Raw genomic sequence first — 21,419 nt, 5'->3', positions numbered from 1 at the left:
AGCGTTAAACAGCGAGATGACAGAAAATGCTAAAAATATATTAGCGTATTTACAAACAGGTGACGAAGCAAAATTTGATGCATATTTAAGCCTTGTAGGTAAAGCAAAGGACTCCCCTGAAGCGAAAGGGTTTGAAACGCTAAGACGAGAAATAAGCCGTTTTCCTGCTGATTATCAACAATCACCATCGGAAAAGTTGACTAAAGAGCAGTTTGAATCTTATGCCAAAATGGAAGCGTTAGAAAAACAAGTGACGGCTTGGGAAAAGACCAAAGAGAAGATAAAAAAGATGTTGTGGTGGGATGATGTTGCTAAAGGCTTAGCCAAGCTAAACCAACAAAATGACACGCCCCCAGAAAATGGCGAGACAACAGATACCACAACCACTCCAACAGACGCCACCCCACCAGCCACGCTTAGCGCTGATGGCAAGGCGTGGTTTATTCATCCTGTAACAATGCATATTTTTAATTTTGAAAGTTGTGTTTGTAATAAGTATATAAATGACAATCAATTTAAATCAATATGTAAATACCCCAAACTTAGTACAAGATTCAAGTAGAAAATAATCCTGCCTGTTTTCGTGTTTTAAATTCAATTGGTGTTATATTATTTAATGCCTCATGCGGTATTCCAGTGTTATAGGTCGTTAGCCATTCTTCGGTCATTCTCCTTGCTTGCTCTAGGTTGTTAAAAAGATATAAATCTAACACTTCAGTTCGATTAAATCGTTCAATGTAACCATTTTGATATGGGCTACCGGATTCAATATAATCAAGGGTGATACCATATGATTTTGCCCAGTTGGAAAAGACTCCTCCTGTAAATTCAGGTGCACTATCAACCCTTATTTTTAACGGATAATCATGATATTGATCCAATTTATCTAAATAACGAGTCACTCTACCTGCGGATAAACTGACCGCAATCTCATGCCTATGCTTCTCGGTTAAAGTCATCAATAACGTTGAATGTTCTAAAGCGACGTTGATTACGGCTACTATCACTTATAAAATCCATTGACCAGCATTCACCTTGTTTATTGGGTCGTGATAGCTTTTCTGGATTTCGTGGGGGTGAGATTAAGCTTTAACTAACAATACACCCGATAAACATGTTTATGATTCCAGGTATAGCCGAGCTTTCGAATACGATGAAAACATTTTGGAAAACCCCAGCGTAAATGTTTTTCCACTATATTGCTTAATGTCGACATAATCATTTAATCATCCAATATATGAGGTTGATAATAGTAGGCACAACGAATTAATCCCACAATAGCACAGCTCATAGCAATTAAGATTGATTTAGTGGCTTGTAGCTCTTTTGCTCATGTTTTTCGTTCCTTGGTGGGCATTAGCGCTTTTTTATGATATTTTCCTGAAGCTGGGATTTTAAACTCAGCTAGGCAAACATTTGTTTAAGCTTGTTATTTTTTGCTTCAAGTTCTTTTAAACGTTTGATATCTGAGCTCTCCATATAACCCTATTTTTCTCGCCATTTATAAAAAGTTGAGTTGACCATGCCATATTTACGGCAAAGCTCTTTAACGGGAATACCTGCTTCTGCTTCTTTTAATATTGGTACGATTTGGTGCTCTGTCATCTTTTTCATGTTTCAATTCCCCTTTACATTTATCATAGAGAATTTTCTACACTTTGACTGTATCATTTTAGCGTAGATAGTTACATTTACAATTTGATATTTATTAAAAAATATCAATGTGAAAAAATTTAATAAAATAAAAAAATCTAACCGAACATTTTTTGGATTTTTATTCATTACCGTTGTTTTTTATTACTTCTAAAAAGTGACTGTTCTTTACATAATGTGGTTAAAAAATATAATATAAGTTGATCGTGAAAATGATAATCATTATCATAATGTCGTTATTCTAGTTTTCATTAATAAAGTAAAATAATAAACGATAGGATGGACAAACAATGAAGTTAGTTAATCAATTAGCAATATTCAGCTTATTGGGTACCACGTCTGTTATTGTTGGTGCACAAGAAAAATTTAATGATGATACTAATATCGAGACAATGAAGGTTTTTGCTAATATTAAGGATAATAATGATCAGAGGATAAAAAAATCATCAACAGCAACAAAAATACCTTTTGATATCAAAGATATTCCTCAAACAATTAATGCTGTTAACCTTGAGCAACAAAAAATTTATGGGCAAAATGATCTCAATGTGATAGTCAATAAATTGCCAGGGGTTGATACAACCTATGACATGCGGGATGAAGGTATAAAAATTCGAGGTTTTTCGGCAAGTTCTGGTGATATTTATCGCGATGGTATTCGTGCTAGTGGGCAGGTTAGGCAAAGTACTGCAAACATAGAACGGATTGAAGTGTTAAAAGGTCCTGCATCTGTGCTTTATGGACGTGGATCAGGTGGTGGAATCATTAATATGATTAGTAAACAAGCTAATTTTGATTCACCTTCGATCTTAAGTTTACGTAGCGGTTCATGGGATAAATATGGTGGTATGGTGGATATCAATCAGATTTTAAATGATAAACTTGCCATACGAATGACTGTAGATCATCAATCAGACAGAAGTTTTCGTAAAGGAATTAAGCAAAGAGATACGATGGTATCGCCAAGTATACTCTATGACAACTTAGATGGATTTAATTGGTTAGTTCAATATACTTATGATAATTTGTGGCGTAAGCCAGATAGGGCGCCAGCTTATTATGATTTACCTAAAGGCGTATCGATCAAAACGGCCTATGCACACCCGGATGATTATGTGAAAGATAATTATCGTTCATTACGTTCTGTCATGGGATTTGAACTCAACCCTTATTGGTCTATTAAATTAACTAATTTATACCGTCAAGCCTCTCAAAACTTCGATCATATTTATGCGGGTAATTATTGTCATTTAAATGGCAAACTTAATAATGGGAAAGATTGTCATTATCAAGGTAAATTGCAATTTCGCCGAGCTTGGCAAGAAACCGCTAATAAGACATACAGTAATACTGCCGATTTAATGGGTAAATTTAATACAGCAAGTATTGTTCATGATATGCTTATTGGTATTGAATATAACATTGAAAAACGTCAGCCAAGATTAGCCCTAACCAGCGCTTATCCAGAGGTGGTTGATCCATTTCATCCGCATTGGTATTCCAAAAAGCCTCATTATAGTAAACTGAATACCAAAACCAATCATAAAGCCACATCGAAAGGATTTTATTGGCAAGACTTGATTAGTTTGACAGCACAATGGAAATTATTAGCAGGACTACGTTACGATAATTATAATTTTGCATCAAATGATAAATTAAAACACCAAAACCGTTCGTATGACGGTCACTCATTAAGTCCTCGAGTTGGTATAATTTGGCAGCCTATAGAATCGCAGAGTTTTTATGCTTCTTATAGTAAAAATTTTGCACCTTATGGTGGGCGAGGTCTTATTACAATTTCAACTGACTCAAATACAGTTTATGATGATAAACCCCAATATTCGCGTCAATATGAAGTTGGAATTAAAAGTGACTGGCTAGATGATAAGCTTTCCTCTCAAATCGCCATTTATGATCTTGAACTATATAATGTTCGTTATCAGCCTGATGCTGTTAATGACCCTTATAATTGGCAAGTGAAAGGGAGTGATCGTAGCCAAGGTTTTGAACTAAGTGTTATTGGTCAGCTGGCAACAAAATGGTACATTAATAGTGGTATTGGCTATCAACAAGCTAAAGTTCATAAAGATAAAAAAACGCCAGCCAATCGGGACAAATATTTGCCTAATACGGCTAAGCATAGTGGTTATTTAAGCGTTCGTTATTTGCCTTATGATAATTGGTTTACTGAAGTGGAACTCAATTATAAAGGTTCGATGTATAACGATAATAAGAATCAATTTAAACGCTCAGGTTATACCGTATGGAATACAGCAGTTGGTTACCAATCTCAGCGTTTTGACATGACTTTAGCATTAACTAATTTATTAGGTAAAGAGTATTGGCGTTCAAGTAGTATGCCAGGTACACCGAGAGCCTTTTTGCTGACCGCAACTTATAAACTGTAGCGTAATTTAAAAAATGCTGAATTCATTAAGGATTAAAAATGAGGTAAGTAATTATTAGTAAGATAACTCAGCCCATTTATTCAGCATTTTGTTAATAAATTGAGGTATGTTAGTACTAAACATAAGTTTATCAACTCTTTTTTAATTAGTGGAGAGAGTGATAATTTAAGATTAAATATTGGCAGTGATAACTAAGTCATTAAATTGCAATTTAAATGATTTGAGTGAGTTCAACATAGCATTTGATACCAATTCTATTTTTTCTTCTGTCAATACAGTTTTAGCAATAAACCATTATCTAATGGTGTATTTAATATTAAAGTAAACGGTCTTTTGGATCACATAGAACTTTAAAAAATGACAAAAGGGTATGTTGACGTTAACTAAAAAGAATAACTCGATCTAGATGGGCGTAATAAAATTCTTTATGCATTATTAAAGGTACTAACCCAAATAAGAGTAAATTTGGCTAATGCCCCTTTTAAAAGAATTAGTTAAAACTCATTATTCAATTGTGAGGTAAGGCGGATTCTGTTATACTGCATTCCCGTCTGATTCTTGTATGTTGTATTGGTTTTGATGTCTAAAAATCGATGCAATATTGTTCTAATAAATTAATAATGGTCTAATATTAATGGTCACGAATTATATTTTTGTTACAGGCGGTGTCGTTTCTTCTCTTGGTAAAGGCATTGCCGCAGCATCTCTCGCTGCAATTTTAGAAGCCCGCAATTTAAAAGTCACCATGCTCAAGCTTGATCCCTACATTAATGTCGATCCGGGCACAATGAGTCCTATTCAACATGGTGAAGTGTTTGTGACTGAAGATGGAGCTGAAACCGATCTTGATTTGGGTCATTATGAACGTTTTATTCGCACTAAAATGACGCGAAAAAATAATTTCACTACAGGTCGTATTTATTCTGATGTGTTACGCAAAGAGCGTCGTGGCGATTATTTAGGAGCAACGGTTCAAGTTATACCACATATCACTAATGCAATTAAATCACGCGTGATTGATGGGGCAAAAGGTTTTGATGTTGCCATTGTTGAAATCGGTGGTACAGTAGGTGATATTGAATCTCTTCCATTTTTAGAAGCGATCCGTCAATTAGCGGTGGATGTGGGTCGTGAACACACGTTATTTATGCACTTAACGTTAGTGCCTTATTTAGCATCTGCTGGTGAAGTTAAAACCAAACCAACGCAGCATTCAGTGAAAGAGTTACTGTCAATTGGTATTCAACCGGATGTATTAATCTGCCGTTCTGATCGTATTATTCCTGCTCATGAACGGGCTAAGATCGCACTATTTTGTAATGTGCCTGAGCGTGCTGTTATTTCGCTTAAAGATGTTGATTCTATTTACAAAATACCTGCGTTATTAAAATCGCAAAACTTAGATACCTTCGTTTGCAAACGATTTAATCTTGAATGTAAAGAAGCCGATTTATCGCAATGGGAACAAGTGATTTATGAAGAAGCAAACCCAGTGGGTGAAGTAACCATTGGTATGGTGGGTAAATATATTGCTTTACCGGATGCTTATAAATCAGTGAATGAAGCGTTAAAACACGGGGGATTAAAAAATCGTTTAACGGTGCACATTCGTTATATTGATTCAGAAGATCTTGAATCGCGTGGCACAGAATTACTTCAAGGCTTAGATGCGATCTTAATTCCAGGTGGATTTGGTTATCGTGGCGTTGAAGGTAAAATTATGGCAGCTCGTTATGCGCGTGAAAACAAAATCCCATATTTAGGTATTTGCCTTGGTTTACAAGTGGCTATGATCGAATATGCACGTAATGTTGCAGGTATTAAAGATGCTAACTCAACCGAATTTGTTAAAGATTGTGCAAACCCAATTATTGCTTTAATCACAGAATGGAGCGATGAATCTGGCAATGTAGTACAACGTAATGAAAATAGTGATTTAGGTGGCACAATGCGTTTAGGTTCGCAAATTTGCCATTTAGAGCCTAATTCATTAGTATACGATATGTATAAAAATGAGTCGATTACTGAGCGTCATCGTCATCGTTATGAAGTGAATAATAATTTATTACCTGAAGTGGTTAAAGCTGGATTAAAAGTGACAGGTCTTTCAACGGATAGAAAGCTGGTTGAGATCATTGAAGTTCCAGATCATCCATGGTTTGTTGCGTGTCAGTTCCATCCGGAATTCACCTCTACACCACGTGATGGACACCCACTGTTTAGTAGTTTTATTAAAGCTGCCAAAGCTTATCAAGAGCAGCAACAAAAATAGTTTTGAATTAACATTTTTAATATATCTGTCATATAGAGGAAAATAACATGGCAAAAATCGTTAAAGTACATGGTCGTGAAGTCATCGACTCTCGTGGTAATCCAACTGTTGAAGCCGAAGTTCATTTAGAAGGCGGTTTTGTTGGCCTTGCAATTGTTCCATCAGGTGCATCAACAGGTTCACGTGAAGCGTTAGAACTTCGTGATGGTGACAAATCTCGCTTTTTAGGTAAAGGCGTATTAAAAGCAGTTGAAAACGTAAATGGACCAATCGCTAAAGCTGTTGTTGGTAAAGATGCATTAGATCAAGCTGCTATTGACCAAATCATGCTTGATTTAGATGGCACTGATTTCAAATCTAATTTAGGTGCTAACTCAATTCTTGCCGTATCTTTAGCAACCGCTAAAGCAGCAGCTGCTGCTAAAGGTGTTCCTCTTTATCAACACATTGCTGACCTTAACGGCACTCCAGGTCAATACTCAATGCCATTACCAATGATGAACATCATTAATGGTGGTGAGCACGCGGATAACAACATTGACTTACAAGAATTTATGATTCAACCAGTTGGTGCTAAAACAGTACGTGAAGCAATTCGCATGGGTTCTGAAGTGTTCCACAACTTAGCTAAAGTATTACATGCTAAAGGCATGAATACGGCGGTTGGTGATGAAGGTGGTTTTGCGCCTAACTTAGATTCAAATGCTGAAGCATTAGCGTGCATTAAAGAAGCGGTAGAAAAAGCTGGTTATGTATTAGGTAAAGACATTACTTTAGCGATGGACTGTGCAGCTTCTGAATTTTATAACAAAGAAACAGGTAAATATGTATTAAAAGGTGAAGGTAATAAAGAATTCACTGCGGAAGAATTTACTCATTATCTAGAAGGTTTAACAGAACAATATCCAATCGTATCAATTGAAGATGGTTTAGATGAAAGCGATTGGGAAGGTTGGGCATACCAAACTAAAGCATTAGGTCACAAAATCCAATTAGTGGGTGATGATCTATTTGTAACCAATACAAAAATCTTCAAACAAGGTATTGAAAAAGGTATCGCTAACTCTATCTTAGTTAAAGTAAACCAAATCGGTACATTAACTGAATCTATCGCTGCAGTTAAAATGGCGAAAGATGCGGGTTATACCGCTGTTATCTCTCACCGTAGTGGGGAAACAGAAGATTCAACAATTGCTGATTTAGCAGTTGGTTTAGCTGCTGGTCAAATTAAAACTGGTTCAATGAGCCGTTCTGACCGTGTTGCTAAATATAATCAATTAATCCGTATTGAAGAAGCTTTAGGTTCAAAAGCACCATTCAATGGTTTAAAAGAAGTTAAAGGTCAATAATTAGTTTTTATACATTAAATTATCACTAAAAAAACGGTGACTAGTTCACCGTTTTTTATTTTCATATAATTTAAAAATACTTAATGTAGGAATAGTTGCACCAACTAAAGTTGTGTTGTACTCTTATCGCTTGATTTTTTTATGGCTTATTAATAACCCGGTATTGATTAATTTAGTCGCCCTATAATTGTTAAAATAACTAACTCGATTTAAAGTTCTACTTATGAATAATATTACGAATATGTCTCAGCCAAAAAGTAAATGGCAACTCTTTAACTGGCTCTATACCGGTAAATTATCGCTAAACGAATTATGGCTTAACCCGACCTATCGTTATAAGTTTTTTTTAAGAACCTTGTTCTTAAGCCCAATTACTCTCAAATGGCTTGATAAATTAAGACAGTATCCATTGCTTGGCTATTATTTTTCGTGCCAAACTAATTTACCATGTAAATTGCAACGTCCTTATTTGGCATCTTGTTTAAGTCAAAAAGCACGTTATGATGCATTGGCCTATCATTATGACTTTTTAGCAAAACAACCCGATAGCGTAACTAAAGCTTTTTATAATCCGCAATCGCCTTTTGTATTGGCGAATGTTACTGTTAAAAATGAAACAAATATCCAAATTGCTGTTCAAGCCCGTAACAAATTTGCCAGAGAAGGCGAAGTGAGCCTTTATTTTTATGATAGCGATGGAATTGATTTAACTACATTAACGTTTTCAATTGTTGAATATCAAGGCAAGCCAACGCTCTTTATTGCTGGATTACAAGGCACAGGACACGATGACGCACGTACTCGCGTACAAAAAGCAACTAAAGCCTGCTATGGGTTATTCCCTAAACGTGTTGCAGTTGAAGCCGCATTAACCATTGCCCGTTACTATCAATTAACGCAAATTGTTGCTGTTGGTAACAAAACTCATATCTATAACAATTGGCGCTATAACAGCCGTCAAGAACGCATTTTGTCTGATTATGACGATTTTTGGTTAACCCTTGATGGAAAACAAGATGCTAATGGTTTATTTATACTGCCAAATCAGATTAATCGAAAATCAATTGAAGAAATTGCCAGTAAAAAACGTTCAGAATACCGTAATCGTTATGCTTTATTGGATCAGCTTCAACTTAATATTGAGCAAACGTTAGCATCATTAACATAATGATTAGTGGTAATAGATTAAAACGTATACTTGACCCCATAATTTAACAATAAAAGCAAGAAAGGAATAGTTAAGGAATAAAATATGTATTTTGGTATTCTTATTGCGCTAGTCCCGTTGGGTTTAGGCTATTTAATTAAAATTAAAAACAACAGCTGGATGACCAAAATTAACCAAACGTTGAGTTGGATGGTTTACCTTATTTTATTCATTATGGGCACTGAGCTTGCTCATTTAGATAATTTAACCACTAATTTGCAAATTATTTTATATTATGCAATTGTTCTTTTTATTTGTACATTTGGTGGGAATTTTATTGTTTTAATTATTTTTGATTACATTTTCCCTCGCAAGGCAGATAAAACAGATCATACTTATGCTTCACGTTTTAAAATGATTATTGAGTCATTACGTGTCTGTATTGCATTAATTATTGGGTTTATTTGTGGATTATTGCCATTATTTATTTGGCAATATGCTGAAAACATCACTCAAGTTGTATTGGTTCTTTTATTATTTTTAATCGGAATTCAACTACGTAGTAATAATATTTCAATAAAGCAAATTCTACTCAACAAAATAGGTATAGCGACAACACTATTGGTTGTGATAAGTGCTTTCCTTGGAGGCGTTATCGGCTCATTTATTTTAAACTTGCCTGTTCGCGTAGGTCTTGCCATGTCTTCTGGTTTTGGATGGTATTCATTATCTGGTATTTTAATGACAGAAGCCCATGGTCCAATTATTGGCAGTGCCACATTTTTAAATGATATATTACGAGAATTGTGTGCGATTATTTTAATTCCTACATTGATTAAGCATTATCAATTAACAACATTAGGACTATGTGGTGCAACATCAATGGACTTTACCCTACCAATGCTACAAAAAGGTGGGGGGGTAGCCATTGTACCTGCTGCTATTGCTCAAGGTTTTTTATTAACACTTATAATGCCGATATTTATCACGCTATTTAACTATGGAGGGGTTGGGCTTTAGCTTAAAAAAGCAAAGCCTACTTAAATGGAGTAAAAAAGTAATGGGAAAGTATAGTCTATTAAAAGGTAAAGTAAGACGTTTAAAAATATTGAAAGTAGATCAAAAAAAGGATCAAAATAAAAAAACTGAAGACTGTGGTTTTATTGAGTCAATTTTGGGGCTATTTATTATCGAGATGATCGGTGGATTTATTCTAATAACCGTAGCTATATGTAAGTTTGTTTATGAATTTGTGTTTAGTTTATTAACTTTTGGGTTACTACAAACCAAGCTATTAAAAGGCACACCATTTGTTTGTTATATCGGTAATGTCAAAGTTAAAGGTAAGCTAGAAAATGTCGCTTTTAACAATGGTGATTACGTCGAAATGGTCGTCAAACAAATTGATAAGAATAAATATCAAGCTTATGCCGTCCGCTTTCCTAAATATCATGCTTTATTTTTTCCTAAAGGAGTTGGTCTTTCGACGTTACAATTGCTGAAGTATTGTATGTTTGGTGTTGGATCGATAATATTATTTACCGATATTTTGATTTTCATTAGTATATTATTCAATCATGAGTGGGGTTCTTCAGACGTGATAGAAATTACCACAACAAGCTGTATTGGCTTTGTTGCTTTTGTGTTCTTTTTCTTCTTCATTTTTGGTGGGCGGTCAACTTTTATTTGTAACCGTATTTATGCCACTTTAGGTTATCCAAAACCGTGGTTACACAACAGTTGGTATGAAGAATTCTTATTTTTCAAAATGAATCGTCGTCGGGATCCTGAGCTATTTGATGATCCTCAAACGCCAGAATTTCAAAAAATTAGAAATAAAGATATACAGTCTTCAGCTAATTATTACTGTCGAACACCCATTATACCAAGTTGGGTAAATATTATAGATGAAAGTAAATATGATGTACAAATAACCAATCACCTAAAATAAACAAATTAAAAAGATTTCGTTTTTTTTAGATTGTGTTTAAATGACCTTGTTTAGGCACAAAAAATAGTGTGGTGTCGACCCCTTCGTGTTGTAGCAATTGAATTTTTTTATCTATACCCCCAGCATAACCCGTTAAATTACCGTTTGCGCCAATGACGCGATGGCAAGGGATGATAATGGATATTGGATTATGTCCAACCGCGCCGCCTACTGCTTGGCTAGACATGCTTGTTTGGTTTGTTTTAAGGGCGATCTGTTTTGCGATATCACCGTAAGTTGTGACCTTGCCATATGGGATATTACATAAAATTTCCCATACTAGCTGTCGAAAAGGGGTGCCATTTGGTGCAAGCTTAAGTTGAGATAGATTCGGTTTCTTTCCTGAAAAATAATCATCAAACCATTTTTTTGTCGAGTTAAAAATAGCTAAATTAGGATTTTCTTCTGTTTGAGTGTTAATTGTATAACCAAAATATTTTTCGCCTTCAATCCAAGCTCCAACTAACTTGTTTTGTTGGCTAGCTAGGGTAATTAATCCCATTGGGGATGAATAGTTGCATAAATAAAACATATTGTCTTTTGACCCTGTTCGCTAAAAACGATGTTAAATTATGCTTGTTTATAATGATAATTACTATCAATTTATTTATCAATATTGTGTGAATGCTAAATAAAGAGAGAATATGGCTCATTGATGAGCCATTTATTTTGAGGTTATTTAGCTTGATTTTTACCTTTTTCGACGTAACTCATATCACCTAAACTTTCGACAATAAATTTTCCGTCATCAGTATAACGAATTTTAGTGACACTTGCGTTGCCTAATCCTGTTGTAATCGGTTTATCTAGCCATTCTTCAACCATCGCCATAATTGCCATGCCGTGTGATACTACTAGAACGTTACCACCACCTTGTGCTTTAGCTGACTCGGCAATGGCTTTTAACGATGCTTGCATACGTGTTTTTACTTTATTGTAGTCTTCAGCTTCACCTGATTTTTCAACTGCGGCAATAGCATCAATCATTTTTTTAAGGCTAACTTTGCCTTTTGCCATATCCTCCATTAGATCTTGATCAGATGCATAACCTAAATATTTTGCAGCAGGTGTCCACATATTAGGATCAAGATCACCTTCATACTCACCAAAACAGGTTTCACGCAATCCTTCCATTTCATTAATTTGAACTTGATCGCCTTTAGTTTCTAAAACAATGCGAGCGGTTTGTCGTGCTCTACCTAAATCACTTGAATAGGCGTTGATAAATTTAATATCTTTTAAACCGTGTCCTAATTGCTCTGCAACTTCAACGCCTGGCTTAGTTAGAGGTGTATCTGACCAACCTTGAACACGATGTACATTGTTGAACATGGTTTTGCCATGTCGAGTCACATATAGGTAGATATCATCGGCAAAAGCTTGTGATACACTTAATATTGAAATAATTAACGAACTAATTGCTATAATAAATTTTTTCATTTTTCTGTCCTCTTTATAATAAGTTAAATCGGTAATCAATAACTGTTTCTGCCGAAAGTGAAGGTGAACGTTGGTACTTTCCATGTCTAAGTTTTGGAGTAAGATCTGAAGCACTTACTGTTTTATAAGACCAACCATAACCAACTTTTGATAAAATAGAGAGATTTTTAAACGCACCGCTCGTTGGTTTCCATATATCAAAAATGTTTATTTCTCCGTTTTTTAATGTATTATGTTTGTAGTTAAATTGGCCATAATTCATATATAACCCAGTGCTATTATCTTTGACAAAATCGTAGCTCATTACTGTGGTTAGCACTAGCTCACCATCTCGTAAATAGTCTGCCCCCGCAGCTGCAAGTCCATTAAAACGAGCGCGTGTATTTTTACCTAAATGTCGATTATAATACCCGATAGCATTGTGTTTGTTAGCATCAGTGTAAGCTAATCCAACTTTAATGCTCCAGTCTTCTTCTTTCCATTCTACATCGGTTGCATAATGCCACGCATGATCTTCAAACTCTTTTTTGTTTTGTTTCATGGCATCATAATTTTCAAGCGCATAGCTTCCGTAAAATTGACCTCCTAAAATTAATTTTTTTATTGGTTTATAGGATAATTCAATCACATGACGCCTTAGATAATCTTTGGCAACACCATAAGAATAATCTAATGTAAGATATTTATCTTTATAAGCGATTTCTGCTGTTGAAATATTATCAATAACTTTTTTACGATCGGCCGTTAAAAAATGCAATTTTTTCGCCGACTCTCTTGGTAGCGTGCTATTTATATAGGCTAATGAAAAGTAGATGTTGTCATATTTTAGAACGCCACTATAACCCAAATAACTATTGCGTGTAAGGTGTTTTGATGAACTTATAACACCAAAATCTTTTAAGCTATGCCAACCCGCTTTACCATTGAAATTAACAGTATTATTACCAAATTTAATTTTTGCATAGCGTTGAGTCACTTTATTAAAACCGTGCGCATTATGTTTGTTGTAACCTTTGCCATCATTATAAAGTAAATTACGTGTTGCAAAATAATCACTAGCACCTAATTTTATAGCGTTGTCATAGGTGAGATCAAAGCCAATAGTGTTGAATAGATAGCCTGATTTATAATCAAAAGTAAATACTTGTCCCCATGCACTGTGTACTTCTTTGGGCTGGGATGCATTTTCTTTTAAATACTTCCAATGATTACGAGTAGAAAATTCAAACTTAGAATTTTTAAAAAATAGGTTATCTAAGAGTGAATTATTGATTATTTCATTTGCCGATGCCAAAGAGCTCGATACCCCAAACAGCATCATTGTGAGATATTTTATTTTCATTGTTATTTCTTAACCTATTCCTGTTTGTATATAGCAAAATGATTTTTAATTGTTAATTTTATTCAATTAGTTGCTTTTTATATTATTTCTTCTTAATGTTATCTGCCTCTATGCTTATCCGCTCATTTTAAATGAAATAAAGGGGGATTACTGAGCATAATCCCCCTAAGTTATCTTATTATTTTAAATTTTCACCTTTCGATGAAATCACGGACTGATACCAATAAAAGCTTTTCTTTTTATAACGATCTAATGTTCCAGAACCATCTTGGTTTAAATCAACATAAATAAACCCATAACGTTTAGTCACTTCGGCTTTTGATGCACTGATAAGGTCTATTGGCCCCCAACTGGTATAACCCATGACTTCAACGCCATCGTTAATGGCTTGCCGAATTTGCACTAAATGATCATTCATATAATTAATTCGATAATCATCATTGATAGTGCTGTCTGCTTCTAATTTATCTTTGGCACCCAAACCATTTTCGACAATAAATAGTGGTTTTTGATAACGTTCATAAAGTAAATTAAGAAGGTAACGAATGCCTGTTGGATCGATCTGCCACCCCCATTCGGATGCTTTAAGATAAGGATTAGGCACCATATCTAAAATATTACCTTTGGTTTTTTGAGACTCATCGGATGTTGCACAACAGCTCATGTAATAACTAAATGAAACAAAATCGACGGTTTCTTTTAGATCTTGTTTATCTTGTTCAGTGATCTCAAGATTAATATTATTTTCTTTAAAAAAGCGATTCATATAAGTTGGATAATGACCACGCACTTGCACATCACCAAAAAATAACCAACCATGATTTTCTTGATGAGTTGCCCAAACATCTTCGGGTTTAGGGGTAAGCGGGTAAGCCACTGCGCCTAATAGCATATTGCCAATTTTGGCATCAGGGATCATTTGATGACAAAGTTTAACCGCTCGGCTACTGGCAACTAATTGATGATGGATAGCTTGGTAGATTTGTTGCTTGGTGCTGTTTCTATCCAAGCCGACCCCTGTAAATGGTTCATGCAGTGACATATTGATTTCATTGAAAGTTAACCAATATTTAACTTTATCTTTATAACGTGCAAAAACGGTTTTAGCATAACGAGTAAAAAATTCGATTACTTTGCGATTGCCCCAACCACCATATTGAGTGACAAGATAATAGGGCATCTCATAATGCGATAAAGTGACTAATGGTGTGATGTTGTGTTTTGCCATTTCGTCAAATAATTTGTCATAAAAGGCTAATCCAGCTTCATTGGGTTGTTCTTCGTCGCCATTAGGAAATATGCGTGTCCAAGCAATTGATGTTCGTAAACAGGTAAAACCCATTTCGGCAAATAGGGCAATATCTTCTGGGTAACGATGATAAAAATCAATGGCATTGTCTTTTATGCTTGTAATACTGGTTTCGTTTCGATCAATGATGTCACCAAATAAACCATTTGGCGTGCAATCTGATGTGGATAAACCTTTACCATCTGTACGGTAAGCGCCTTCAACTTGATTGGCGGCAATGGCGCCGCCCCAAAGAAAATCATTAGGAAATTTTGTTGACATGTTTTACTCCTTATTTGGGGATAACGCTAATAAAGCCTCTCCACTTTGAATATTGTTCTTTTCAAAGATACAGTGTATATCTTGATAACTATCACCATTAGTAATGATAATTGGTGTGGTCACTTCAAAACCAGCTTGCTTAATGGCGTCAATGTCAAAGCTAACTAATAGATCGCCTTTTTTTACTTTGCTACCTGCTTCGATATGAGCCTGGAAATATTGACCGTCTAGTTTAACAGTATCAATACCAATATGGATCAATATTTCGGCACCGCAATCAGTTTGAAAACCAATTGCGTGCTTAGTTCTAAATAATGACACAACTTCACCATCATCAGGCGCTACAGCTTGCCCAATTGTTGGGATGATTGCGATACCTTTACCCATTAACTCGCTAGCAAATGTCGGATCATTAACCTCACTTAACGCAATGACTTTTCCTGACATTGGGCTGTAAATCGTAGTATTATTGGTGGTATCAATGTTTTCATTAGTAATATTATTCGACGATGAAGTATCGCTTTCATTAGTTTGAGATTTTTCTTTAGGCATACCAAAAAAGTAAGTAGCTAATGTTGCAATGGTAAATGAAAGAATTGAAGCAACGACAACAGCATAAAATCTTGCATCTATTCCTTCCGGCGGGATTAATTGTAAAAATGCAAATATGCTAATAAAGCCGAATGAATAGGTTACGGTGTGATAATAACCGACAATAGCACCGCCAATAGCGGCAGATAAGCAACCAATCACAAATGGTTTTTTTAATGGTAAATTAACCCCGTAGATTGCCGGTTCAGTTACGCCAAAAATGCCAGACAATACCGAAGAACTTGCTAATCCTTTAAATTGTTTATCTTTAGATCGTAACATCACAGCTAATGCTGCACCAGTTTGAGCAAAGACAGCAGGGAACAGAATTGGCAACATAAAATCTTCTTGATAAAGTGCGATGTTATTCATGGCAAATGGCACTAATCCCCAATGAACACCAAAGATAACCATGATTTGCCAAACAGCGGCTAAAATCATTGAAGCAATAATAGAGTTAAGTTGATAGACATAGATAATACCTGAGGCAACCGCATCACTTAAAATAGATACAACAGGACCAATAACCGCAAATGTTAAAGGTACCGTAATTAATATACCGAGTAATGGAGAAATAAATTTTTTAAACGAATCATGCAATATTTTATTAAAATTTCGTTCTAATACTGAATAGAACCAGCTCGCCAAAATAATCGGGAATACTGATGAAGCATAGGGAATAAGATTAATTGGAATAGAGAAAAACTCAGTTTGTAATTCTAGAGCTCCTTTCATCATACCGACTATATTGGGATGAACTAAAGCCCCTCCGAGTGCCATGCCCACATATGGATTTCCACCAAATTTTTTCACGGCAGAAAAGCCCAAAATAATAGGCAGGTAATAAAAAGGAGCATCGGCAATGGCAAATAGGAAGTTATAAGTTGGTGTTTCAGGGGTAATAATATCGAGAATTTGTAACAAAGATACCAAACCTTTTAAAATTCCTCCTGCAACTAGAATAGCTAGTGCTGGAATAAAAATACCAGAAACTAAATCAATTAATTTAGATAGCACACCTAATTTTTTGCCTGATTTAGACTCCAAGCTAGTATTTTCGTTGAGGTTGGTTAATTGCATAATATCGCTAAATACGTCTGCGACATTATTACCGATAACGACCTGAAATTGCCCGCCACTTTGTACAACAGTAATTACACCGACCTGTTTTTTTAATGCGTCTGCATTAGCTTTATTATCATCTTTTAATACAAATCTTAGGCGAGTAGCACAATGCACTAAGCTGATAACATTGTCCTTTCCTCCAACATGCTGAATGATTGATTCAGCAAGCTCTTTGTTTTTCATACCTTATCCTTATTTTTAGAACAAAAAAAAACCTAGCCCCCAAATTTTGGGGTTCTAGGTTTTGCTTGCAAAGTAAGCCGTATTAACTTTGCAATAACAATCCAATTAATGACTGATTTAGACTAACATAAATTTTAAAACTAGGTAAGATTTATACAATAATAATGACTAAAGTGTGATTTACTTCACATTATATTTTTCAATTCGGTGCGTAATCTTTCAATATGAATCGTTAAATATAAGCTTTCGTCATCAGAAAGCGGATGTTGATATTGTTGTATTAAATGTAAATCTATCTGTTTAGTACAAAGATAGGCAAGTTTATATTTTTGCCGAACTAGTTCATATAAAGAATTATCTTGTTGTATTTGTTTGCTGTGACTTAGAATACGGTGAGCAAAAAATTTTAAATGAGTAACAAAGCGCTGATAAGACAAGCTGTTTTCATCATATTCAAAGTTAAAATGATATTTCACAATATTGAGAATTTCACGCATAATTTTAGTCATATTGACAATATTAGGCATCGTGTCATTTAATTGTGCATTGACGATATGAAAAGTAATAAAACCAGCTTCGTCTTCAGGTAATTCAATGGATAATCGCTCTTTTATTATTGATAATGCATATAAACCAATCCTAAACTCTTTAGGGTAAAATTTTTTTATTTCCCACAAAAATCCATTAGGAATATCAAACCCTTGTTTATGGCGCTCAATGGCAAAATGAATATGGTCGGTTAGTGAAATATAAATGCTGTCTTGTAATTTTCCATCTATGCATTGTTTGGCATGATTAATAATAATTTCTGATGTAGTTAATACTTCAAAGGGGATTTTTGAAAGCAATTCTTCAAATTTTGGGAATGTTTCTTTATTATTTAGAGAGAACTGTTTTTCTATAAGACTCGAATCGATTAAATCACCCTCACGCTTTTTAAATCCAATTCCACGACCAGTGACAATTAATTCATTGCCTTTCGCATCAAGGGTAACAATAACATTGTTATTTAATATTTTATAAATTTTCATTGGGTATGAGCAATTCCTTATGTTTACCTATTATGAGCCGCTATAAAAAAATCGGAAGCAAAAAAATAAAAAAATGTGATAAACATCATACTATTTGAAAAAATATAGTTGGGCTTTTTTTACTAGTATAAAAAAGCCCCAATAATATTAATCTATCGGGGCTATGTTGGTGACTATTATTTACTATTGCGCTAATAATTTATTCATGGTTTGAATAAATTTGCTTGGATCGCTAAGCGAGCCTTTTTCAGCAAGTAAAGCTTGATCAAGTAATAGTTCAACCCAATCGTTAAATGCGCTTTCATCTTGTGTATCGGCAATACGTTTAACCAATTTATGATCTGGATTGATTTCAAATGTGTATTTGATTTCCGGCGCTTTCTGACCTGCTGCTGCAAACAATTTAGCCATTTGTGTACTCATTTCGTCAGCAGCTGTGGTGACAATTGCTGGTGTATCAGTTAACCGATGAGTTAATTTAACGTCTTTCACCTTATCACCTAATGCGGTTTTGACTCGTTCAATAAATGGTTCAAGTTCTTTTTCAACTTGTTTTTGCTCTTCACTATCTTGATCGGCAAGTTTTTCGATTGATTCGTCTGATTTACTAATAGATTGGAACTGTTTGCCATCAAATTCAGTTAAATTGCTCATCATCCATTCATCAATACGATCGGACAATAATAATACTTCAATGCCTTTTTTACGGAATAGCTCAAGATGAGGGCTATTTTTAGCGGCACCATAGCTGTCAGCGGTAATATAGTAGATCTTTTCTTGACCTTCTTGCATACGGCTAATGTAATCATCTAACGCAACAGTTTGCGCATCGCTATCAGTATGAGTTGACGTAAAACGAAGTAATTTAGCAATTGTTTCACGGTTGGCAAAGTCTTCACCAGTACCTTCTTTTAATACTAAACCAAACTCACTCCAAAACTGTTGATATTGTTCTTTGTCGTCTTTAGCAAGTTTTTCAAGCATTTGTAACACACGTTTAGTACATGCATTACGCAAGTTTTGGGTGATTTTGTTGTCTTGCAAAATTTCGCGCGATACATTTAATGGTAAATCATTTGAATCAATTAAGCCTTTAACAAAACGTAAATAGTTTGGCATAAATTGTTCTGCATCATCCATAATAAACACGCGTTGCACATAAAGTTTTAGGCCGTGTTTATTATCGCGATTCCACATATCCCAAGGTGCTTTTGCTGGGATGTAAAGTAGACTAGTATATTCTTGTTTTCCTTCTACACGATTATGGCTCCAACTTAATGGGTCAGCAAAATCGTGTGACAGGTGTTTATAAAATTCTTTGTATTCTTCATCAGTGACTTCTGATTTGCTACGTGTCCAAAGTGCTTGGGCTTTGTTAACTTTTTCCCACTTAACTTCTTTGCTTTCTTCGTCAGTGGTTTGTACTTCAACAGGAAGTGAAATGTGATCAGAATATTTGCTAATGATAGAACGCAAACGCCAATCATCTAAAAACTCTTTTTCGTCTTCTTTTAAGTGTAAAGTGATTTCGGTACCACGAGTTTCTTTATTATCGTCAGATATTGTATATTCACCTTCACCCGCTGACTCCCATTTAACCGCTTCATCAGCTTTTGCAGTGGCTGCGCGTGTTCTAACAGTGACTTTATCGGCAACAATAAATGCTGAATAAAAACCTACACCAAACTGACCAATTAATTGACTATCTTTAGCCTGATCACTACCAATCGATTCTAAAAATGCTTTAGTGCCTGATTTAGCAACCGTACCTAAGTTTTCAATCACCTCATCACGTGTCATCCCAATACCGTTATCGGCAATCGTTAAAGTGCCGGCTTCTTTATTGGTCGAAATACGCACACCAAGTTCACCATCACCAGCATATAGATCTGGATTTTCAAGTGCTTTAAAGCGGAGTTTGTCGGCCGCATCAGATGCGTTAGAAATAAGCTCTCTTAAAAAAATCTCTTTATTTGAATATAAAGAGTGAATCATTAAATGTAGAATTTGTTTAACTTCGGATTGAAATCCACGCGTTTCAGTGCCTGTTTTGCTCATTGATTAATACCTCAAATATAATTAATTAGCTCAAGTAACATAAAAAATAAAATAAGCGATATTTAATTTGACCTTTTTGTTTAGGTGTCGCTTTGTAAAATTATCTTTAGCGTTATTTAAGCATAAATAGCTTAATGGTTTGATTAATTGATGTATGGTTATATGGGAATAAAAAAACGAATTTCAAGGGATAGCAGACATGAATTTTATAGCATAACTTTTCGTAAAAATTTGAATTATGCCTCATAACTTGAGAAAAAATGGAACTAGAAAAAAATTGCTGTACTAAATTTACTCTATTTATCACCTATAAAAACTAGCAATTGTCATGTTAGGTTTAAACAAATGTCGATTTTATTTGTCAAAGTCTGTTTTGTAAAAATTATGTTTTTGTATTTGGGCTTACTCTAATTTTTGCTGTAGACATTGTCTAATGTAAATTCAAAGGTATCAATGTATTTTATCAAACCTGATGGATTAGCGTAGCCATAATTTCTAGAATCAAAATCAGATCTAATATTATTCATATACTGACCAACTTTCCCCCAGTTATGCCCAACCAAGTTCATCTTCTTTTTGTTTAATAGCATTTTTAATAAGAGCAATCAACTCGTTATCTTGTTTTAATTCTTCTGGAGTTTTACGTCCAAGAATATTTGAAGTTAGGTTTTTTTCAATTTTAGTTGAATTTTCAAGATAGATAAATTTATCACATGTTTTTCTTAATGATTCAGGGGGGTTATTAGCGCCAAAACCATAAACAGCGATACCATTTTCTCTTATGCGAAGAGCAAGCCTTGTAAAATCACTATTGCTAGAGATAATACAAAATATATCAAAGAGGTTGCTATATAGTAAATCCATAGCATCAATGACCATAGCAATATCTGTAGCATTTTTACCTTTTGTGTAAGCAAATTGTTGAACTGGAGTAATGGCATAAGGTAACAACTGTTCTTTTCATTTATTTAGTTGAGGCTAGCTCCAATCCCCATATAGGCGTTTAACACTAATGATCCCATATTTAGCCATTTCATCAAGTAAAGATGCTACAATATCTGAAGATATCTTATCTGCATTAATAAAAACAGCTAATTTGGGAGTCAATTTACTCATTTAATTTTTCCTATAAAATATATATGTATATACGACTTTTTGTTATAACTATCGGTAATACAAAGATTATTTTATGCTATCTGTAGTAAATTTAAACAAAAAAGCCTTGATAGAACAAGGCTTTTAACTGAAAACTGAATGTGC

At 34.6% G+C, this 21,419-nt stretch carries 19 protein-coding genes; 7 read left to right on the top strand and 12 right to left on the bottom strand.

The features are described 5' to 3' along the window. Nucleotides 1-562 (top strand): hypothetical protein (locus BQ5209_RS07405; protein ID WP_208609985.1); only part of this gene is annotated, 562 nt, incomplete at its 5' end. Here the strand turns inward: BQ5209_RS07405 and BQ5209_RS07400 are convergent. Continuing rightward, nucleotides 555-1,007, bottom strand: coding sequence for an integrase core domain-containing protein (locus BQ5209_RS07400; RefSeq protein ID WP_085247898.1), 453 nt, complete (start codon nucleotides 1,005-1,007; stop codon nucleotides 555-557). The two genes, BQ5209_RS07405 and BQ5209_RS07400, sit on opposite strands and share 8 nt — an antisense overlap. Nucleotides 1,008-1,485: 478 nt before the next feature. Continuing rightward, nucleotides 1,486-1,614 carry a transposase gene (locus BQ5209_RS10600; RefSeq protein WP_143421871.1) on the bottom strand — a complete coding sequence of 43 codons (129 nt, stop codon included), beginning with the start codon at nucleotides 1,612-1,614 and terminating at the stop codon, nucleotides 1,486-1,488. A 329-nt stretch (nucleotides 1,615-1,943) separates the two neighbouring features. Between BQ5209_RS10600 and BQ5209_RS07390 the strand changes: the two genes are divergently transcribed. The 6 genes from BQ5209_RS07390 to BQ5209_RS07365 all read left to right on the top strand — a co-directional run bounded on the left by BQ5209_RS07390 (nucleotide 1,944) and on the right by BQ5209_RS07365 (nucleotide 10,780). After that, the gene (locus tag BQ5209_RS07390; protein WP_085247897.1) at nucleotides 1,944-4,061 is read left to right on the top strand and encodes a TonB-dependent receptor; all 2,118 of its coding nucleotides are present in this window, start codon (nucleotides 1,944-1,946) and stop codon (nucleotides 4,059-4,061) included. Between the two features lie 634 nt (nucleotides 4,062-4,695). After that, nucleotides 4,696-6,333 carry a glutamine hydrolyzing CTP synthase gene (gene pyrG, locus BQ5209_RS07385; RefSeq protein WP_085247896.1) on the top strand — a complete coding sequence of 546 codons (1,638 nt, stop codon included), beginning with the start codon at nucleotides 4,696-4,698 and terminating at the stop codon, nucleotides 6,331-6,333. A 47-nt stretch (nucleotides 6,334-6,380) separates the two neighbouring features. Beyond that, nucleotides 6,381-7,682 (top strand): phosphopyruvate hydratase, encoded by a 1,302-nt coding sequence (gene eno / locus BQ5209_RS07380; RefSeq protein WP_085247895.1) that lies wholly within the window; start codon nucleotides 6,381-6,383, stop codon nucleotides 7,680-7,682. Between the two features lie 223 nt (nucleotides 7,683-7,905). Beyond that, nucleotides 7,906-8,850: a VirK/YbjX family protein gene (locus BQ5209_RS07375; protein ID WP_085247894.1), complete on the top strand. Its 945-nt coding sequence runs from the start codon at nucleotides 7,906-7,908 to the stop codon at nucleotides 8,848-8,850. 84 nt (nucleotides 8,851-8,934) lie between these two features. Beyond that, complete coding sequence (locus BQ5209_RS07370) at nucleotides 8,935-9,849, top strand: LysO family transporter (RefSeq protein ID WP_085247893.1); 915 nt, start codon at nucleotides 8,935-8,937, stop codon at nucleotides 9,847-9,849. A 40-nt stretch (nucleotides 9,850-9,889) separates the two neighbouring features. Then, the gene (locus BQ5209_RS07365) at nucleotides 9,890-10,780 is read left to right on the top strand and encodes a hypothetical protein (RefSeq protein WP_085247892.1); all 891 of its coding nucleotides are present in this window, start codon (nucleotides 9,890-9,892) and stop codon (nucleotides 10,778-10,780) included. Between the two features lie 25 nt (nucleotides 10,781-10,805). On the opposite strand, the gene BQ5209_RS07360 is transcribed toward BQ5209_RS07365, so the two are convergent. The 10 genes from BQ5209_RS07360 to BQ5209_RS10810 all read right to left on the bottom strand — a co-directional run bounded on the left by BQ5209_RS07360 (nucleotide 10,806) and on the right by BQ5209_RS10810 (nucleotide 21,275). After that, on the bottom strand, nucleotides 10,806-11,351 hold the full coding sequence (locus BQ5209_RS07360; protein ID WP_085247891.1) for a methylated-DNA--[protein]-cysteine S-methyltransferase: 546 nt from the start codon (nucleotides 11,349-11,351) through the stop codon (nucleotides 10,806-10,808). A 143-nt stretch (nucleotides 11,352-11,494) separates the two neighbouring features. Further along, nucleotides 11,495-12,259 (bottom strand): histidine phosphatase family protein, encoded by a 765-nt coding sequence (locus BQ5209_RS07355; RefSeq protein ID WP_085247890.1) that lies wholly within the window; start codon nucleotides 12,257-12,259, stop codon nucleotides 11,495-11,497. Nucleotides 12,260-12,272: 13 nt separating this feature from the next. Further along, nucleotides 12,273-13,601: an OprD family porin gene (locus tag BQ5209_RS07350; protein ID WP_085247889.1), complete on the bottom strand. Its 1,329-nt coding sequence runs from the start codon at nucleotides 13,599-13,601 to the stop codon at nucleotides 12,273-12,275. A 178-nt stretch (nucleotides 13,602-13,779) separates the two neighbouring features. After that, the gene (locus BQ5209_RS07345) at nucleotides 13,780-15,171 is read right to left on the bottom strand and encodes a glycoside hydrolase family 1 protein (protein WP_085247888.1); all 1,392 of its coding nucleotides are present in this window, start codon (nucleotides 15,169-15,171) and stop codon (nucleotides 13,780-13,782) included. Between the two features lie 3 nt (nucleotides 15,172-15,174). Continuing rightward, nucleotides 15,175-17,070 (bottom strand): beta-glucoside-specific PTS transporter subunit IIABC, encoded by a 1,896-nt coding sequence (locus BQ5209_RS07340; RefSeq protein WP_085247887.1) that lies wholly within the window; start codon nucleotides 17,068-17,070, stop codon nucleotides 15,175-15,177. Between the two features lie 185 nt (nucleotides 17,071-17,255). Beyond that, nucleotides 17,256-18,101 carry a BglG family transcription antiterminator LicT gene (gene licT, locus BQ5209_RS07335; protein WP_085247886.1) on the bottom strand — a complete coding sequence of 282 codons (846 nt, stop codon included), beginning with the start codon at nucleotides 18,099-18,101 and terminating at the stop codon, nucleotides 17,256-17,258. Between the two features lie 183 nt (nucleotides 18,102-18,284). Next, nucleotides 18,285-20,159 (bottom strand): molecular chaperone HtpG, encoded by a 1,875-nt coding sequence (htpG, locus tag BQ5209_RS07330; protein WP_085247885.1) that lies wholly within the window; start codon nucleotides 20,157-20,159, stop codon nucleotides 18,285-18,287. A 407-nt stretch (nucleotides 20,160-20,566) separates the two neighbouring features. Continuing rightward, nucleotides 20,567-20,686, bottom strand: coding sequence for an LOTUS domain-containing protein (locus BQ5209_RS11025; protein WP_208609984.1), 120 nt, complete (start codon nucleotides 20,684-20,686; stop codon nucleotides 20,567-20,569). 22 nt (nucleotides 20,687-20,708) lie between these two features. Further along, nucleotides 20,709-21,110, bottom strand: coding sequence for an NYN domain-containing protein (locus BQ5209_RS10815; RefSeq protein WP_208609983.1), 402 nt, complete (start codon nucleotides 21,108-21,110; stop codon nucleotides 20,709-20,711). A 27-nt stretch (nucleotides 21,111-21,137) separates the two neighbouring features. Beyond that, nucleotides 21,138-21,275 carry a PIN domain-containing protein gene (locus BQ5209_RS10810; protein WP_208609982.1) on the bottom strand — a complete coding sequence of 46 codons (138 nt, stop codon included), beginning with the start codon at nucleotides 21,273-21,275 and terminating at the stop codon, nucleotides 21,138-21,140. Nucleotides 21,276-21,419 lie beyond the last annotated feature (144 nt).

It is taken from the genome of Gilliamella mensalis (assembly GCF_900103085.1).
Lineage (GTDB): Bacteria > Pseudomonadota > Gammaproteobacteria > Enterobacterales > Orbaceae > Gilliamella > Gilliamella mensalis.
This window is presented reverse-complemented; position numbering and strand designations above follow the sequence as displayed.

Excerpts from the sequence above, each read along its gene's own strand:
- BQ5209_RS07345 (WP_085247888.1), bottom strand. The coding sequence starts at position 15,171 with ATGTCAACAAAATTTCCTAATGATTTTCTTTGGGGCGGCGCCATTGCC.
- htpG (WP_085247885.1), bottom strand. The coding sequence starts at position 20,159 with ATGAGCAAAACAGGCACTGAAACGCGTGGATTTCAATCCGAAGTTAAA.
- BQ5209_RS07375 (WP_085247894.1), top strand. The coding sequence starts at position 7,906 with ATGAATAATATTACGAATATGTCTCAGCCAAAAAGTAAATGGCAACTC.
- BQ5209_RS07350 (WP_085247889.1), bottom strand. The coding sequence starts at position 13,601 with ATGAAAATAAAATATCTCACAATGATGCTGTTTGGGGTATCGAGCTCT.
- eno (WP_085247895.1), top strand. The coding sequence starts at position 6,381 with ATGGCAAAAATCGTTAAAGTACATGGTCGTGAAGTCATCGACTCTCGT.
- BQ5209_RS11025 (WP_208609984.1), bottom strand. The coding sequence starts at position 20,686 with ATGAATAATATTAGATCTGATTTTGATTCTAGAAATTATGGCTACGCT.
- BQ5209_RS07340 (WP_085247887.1), bottom strand. The coding sequence starts at position 17,070 with ATGAAAAACAAAGAGCTTGCTGAATCAATCATTCAGCATGTTGGAGGA.
- BQ5209_RS07355 (WP_085247890.1), bottom strand. The coding sequence starts at position 12,259 with ATGAAAAAATTTATTATAGCAATTAGTTCGTTAATTATTTCAATATTA.
- BQ5209_RS10600 (WP_143421871.1), bottom strand. The coding sequence starts at position 1,614 with ATGAAAAAGATGACAGAGCACCAAATCGTACCAATATTAAAAGAAGCA.
- BQ5209_RS07365 (WP_085247892.1), top strand. The coding sequence starts at position 9,890 with ATGGGAAAGTATAGTCTATTAAAAGGTAAAGTAAGACGTTTAAAAATA.
- pyrG (WP_085247896.1), top strand. The coding sequence starts at position 4,696 with ATGGTCACGAATTATATTTTTGTTACAGGCGGTGTCGTTTCTTCTCTT.
- licT (WP_085247886.1), bottom strand. The coding sequence starts at position 18,101 with ATGAAAATTTATAAAATATTAAATAACAATGTTATTGTTACCCTTGAT.
- BQ5209_RS07390 (WP_085247897.1), top strand. The coding sequence starts at position 1,944 with ATGAAGTTAGTTAATCAATTAGCAATATTCAGCTTATTGGGTACCACG.
- BQ5209_RS10810 (WP_208609982.1), bottom strand. The coding sequence starts at position 21,275 with ATGAGTAAATTGACTCCCAAATTAGCTGTTTTTATTAATGCAGATAAG.
- BQ5209_RS07370 (WP_085247893.1), top strand. The coding sequence starts at position 8,935 with ATGTATTTTGGTATTCTTATTGCGCTAGTCCCGTTGGGTTTAGGCTAT.
- BQ5209_RS07360 (WP_085247891.1), bottom strand. The coding sequence starts at position 11,351 with ATGTTTTATTTATGCAACTATTCATCCCCAATGGGATTAATTACCCTA.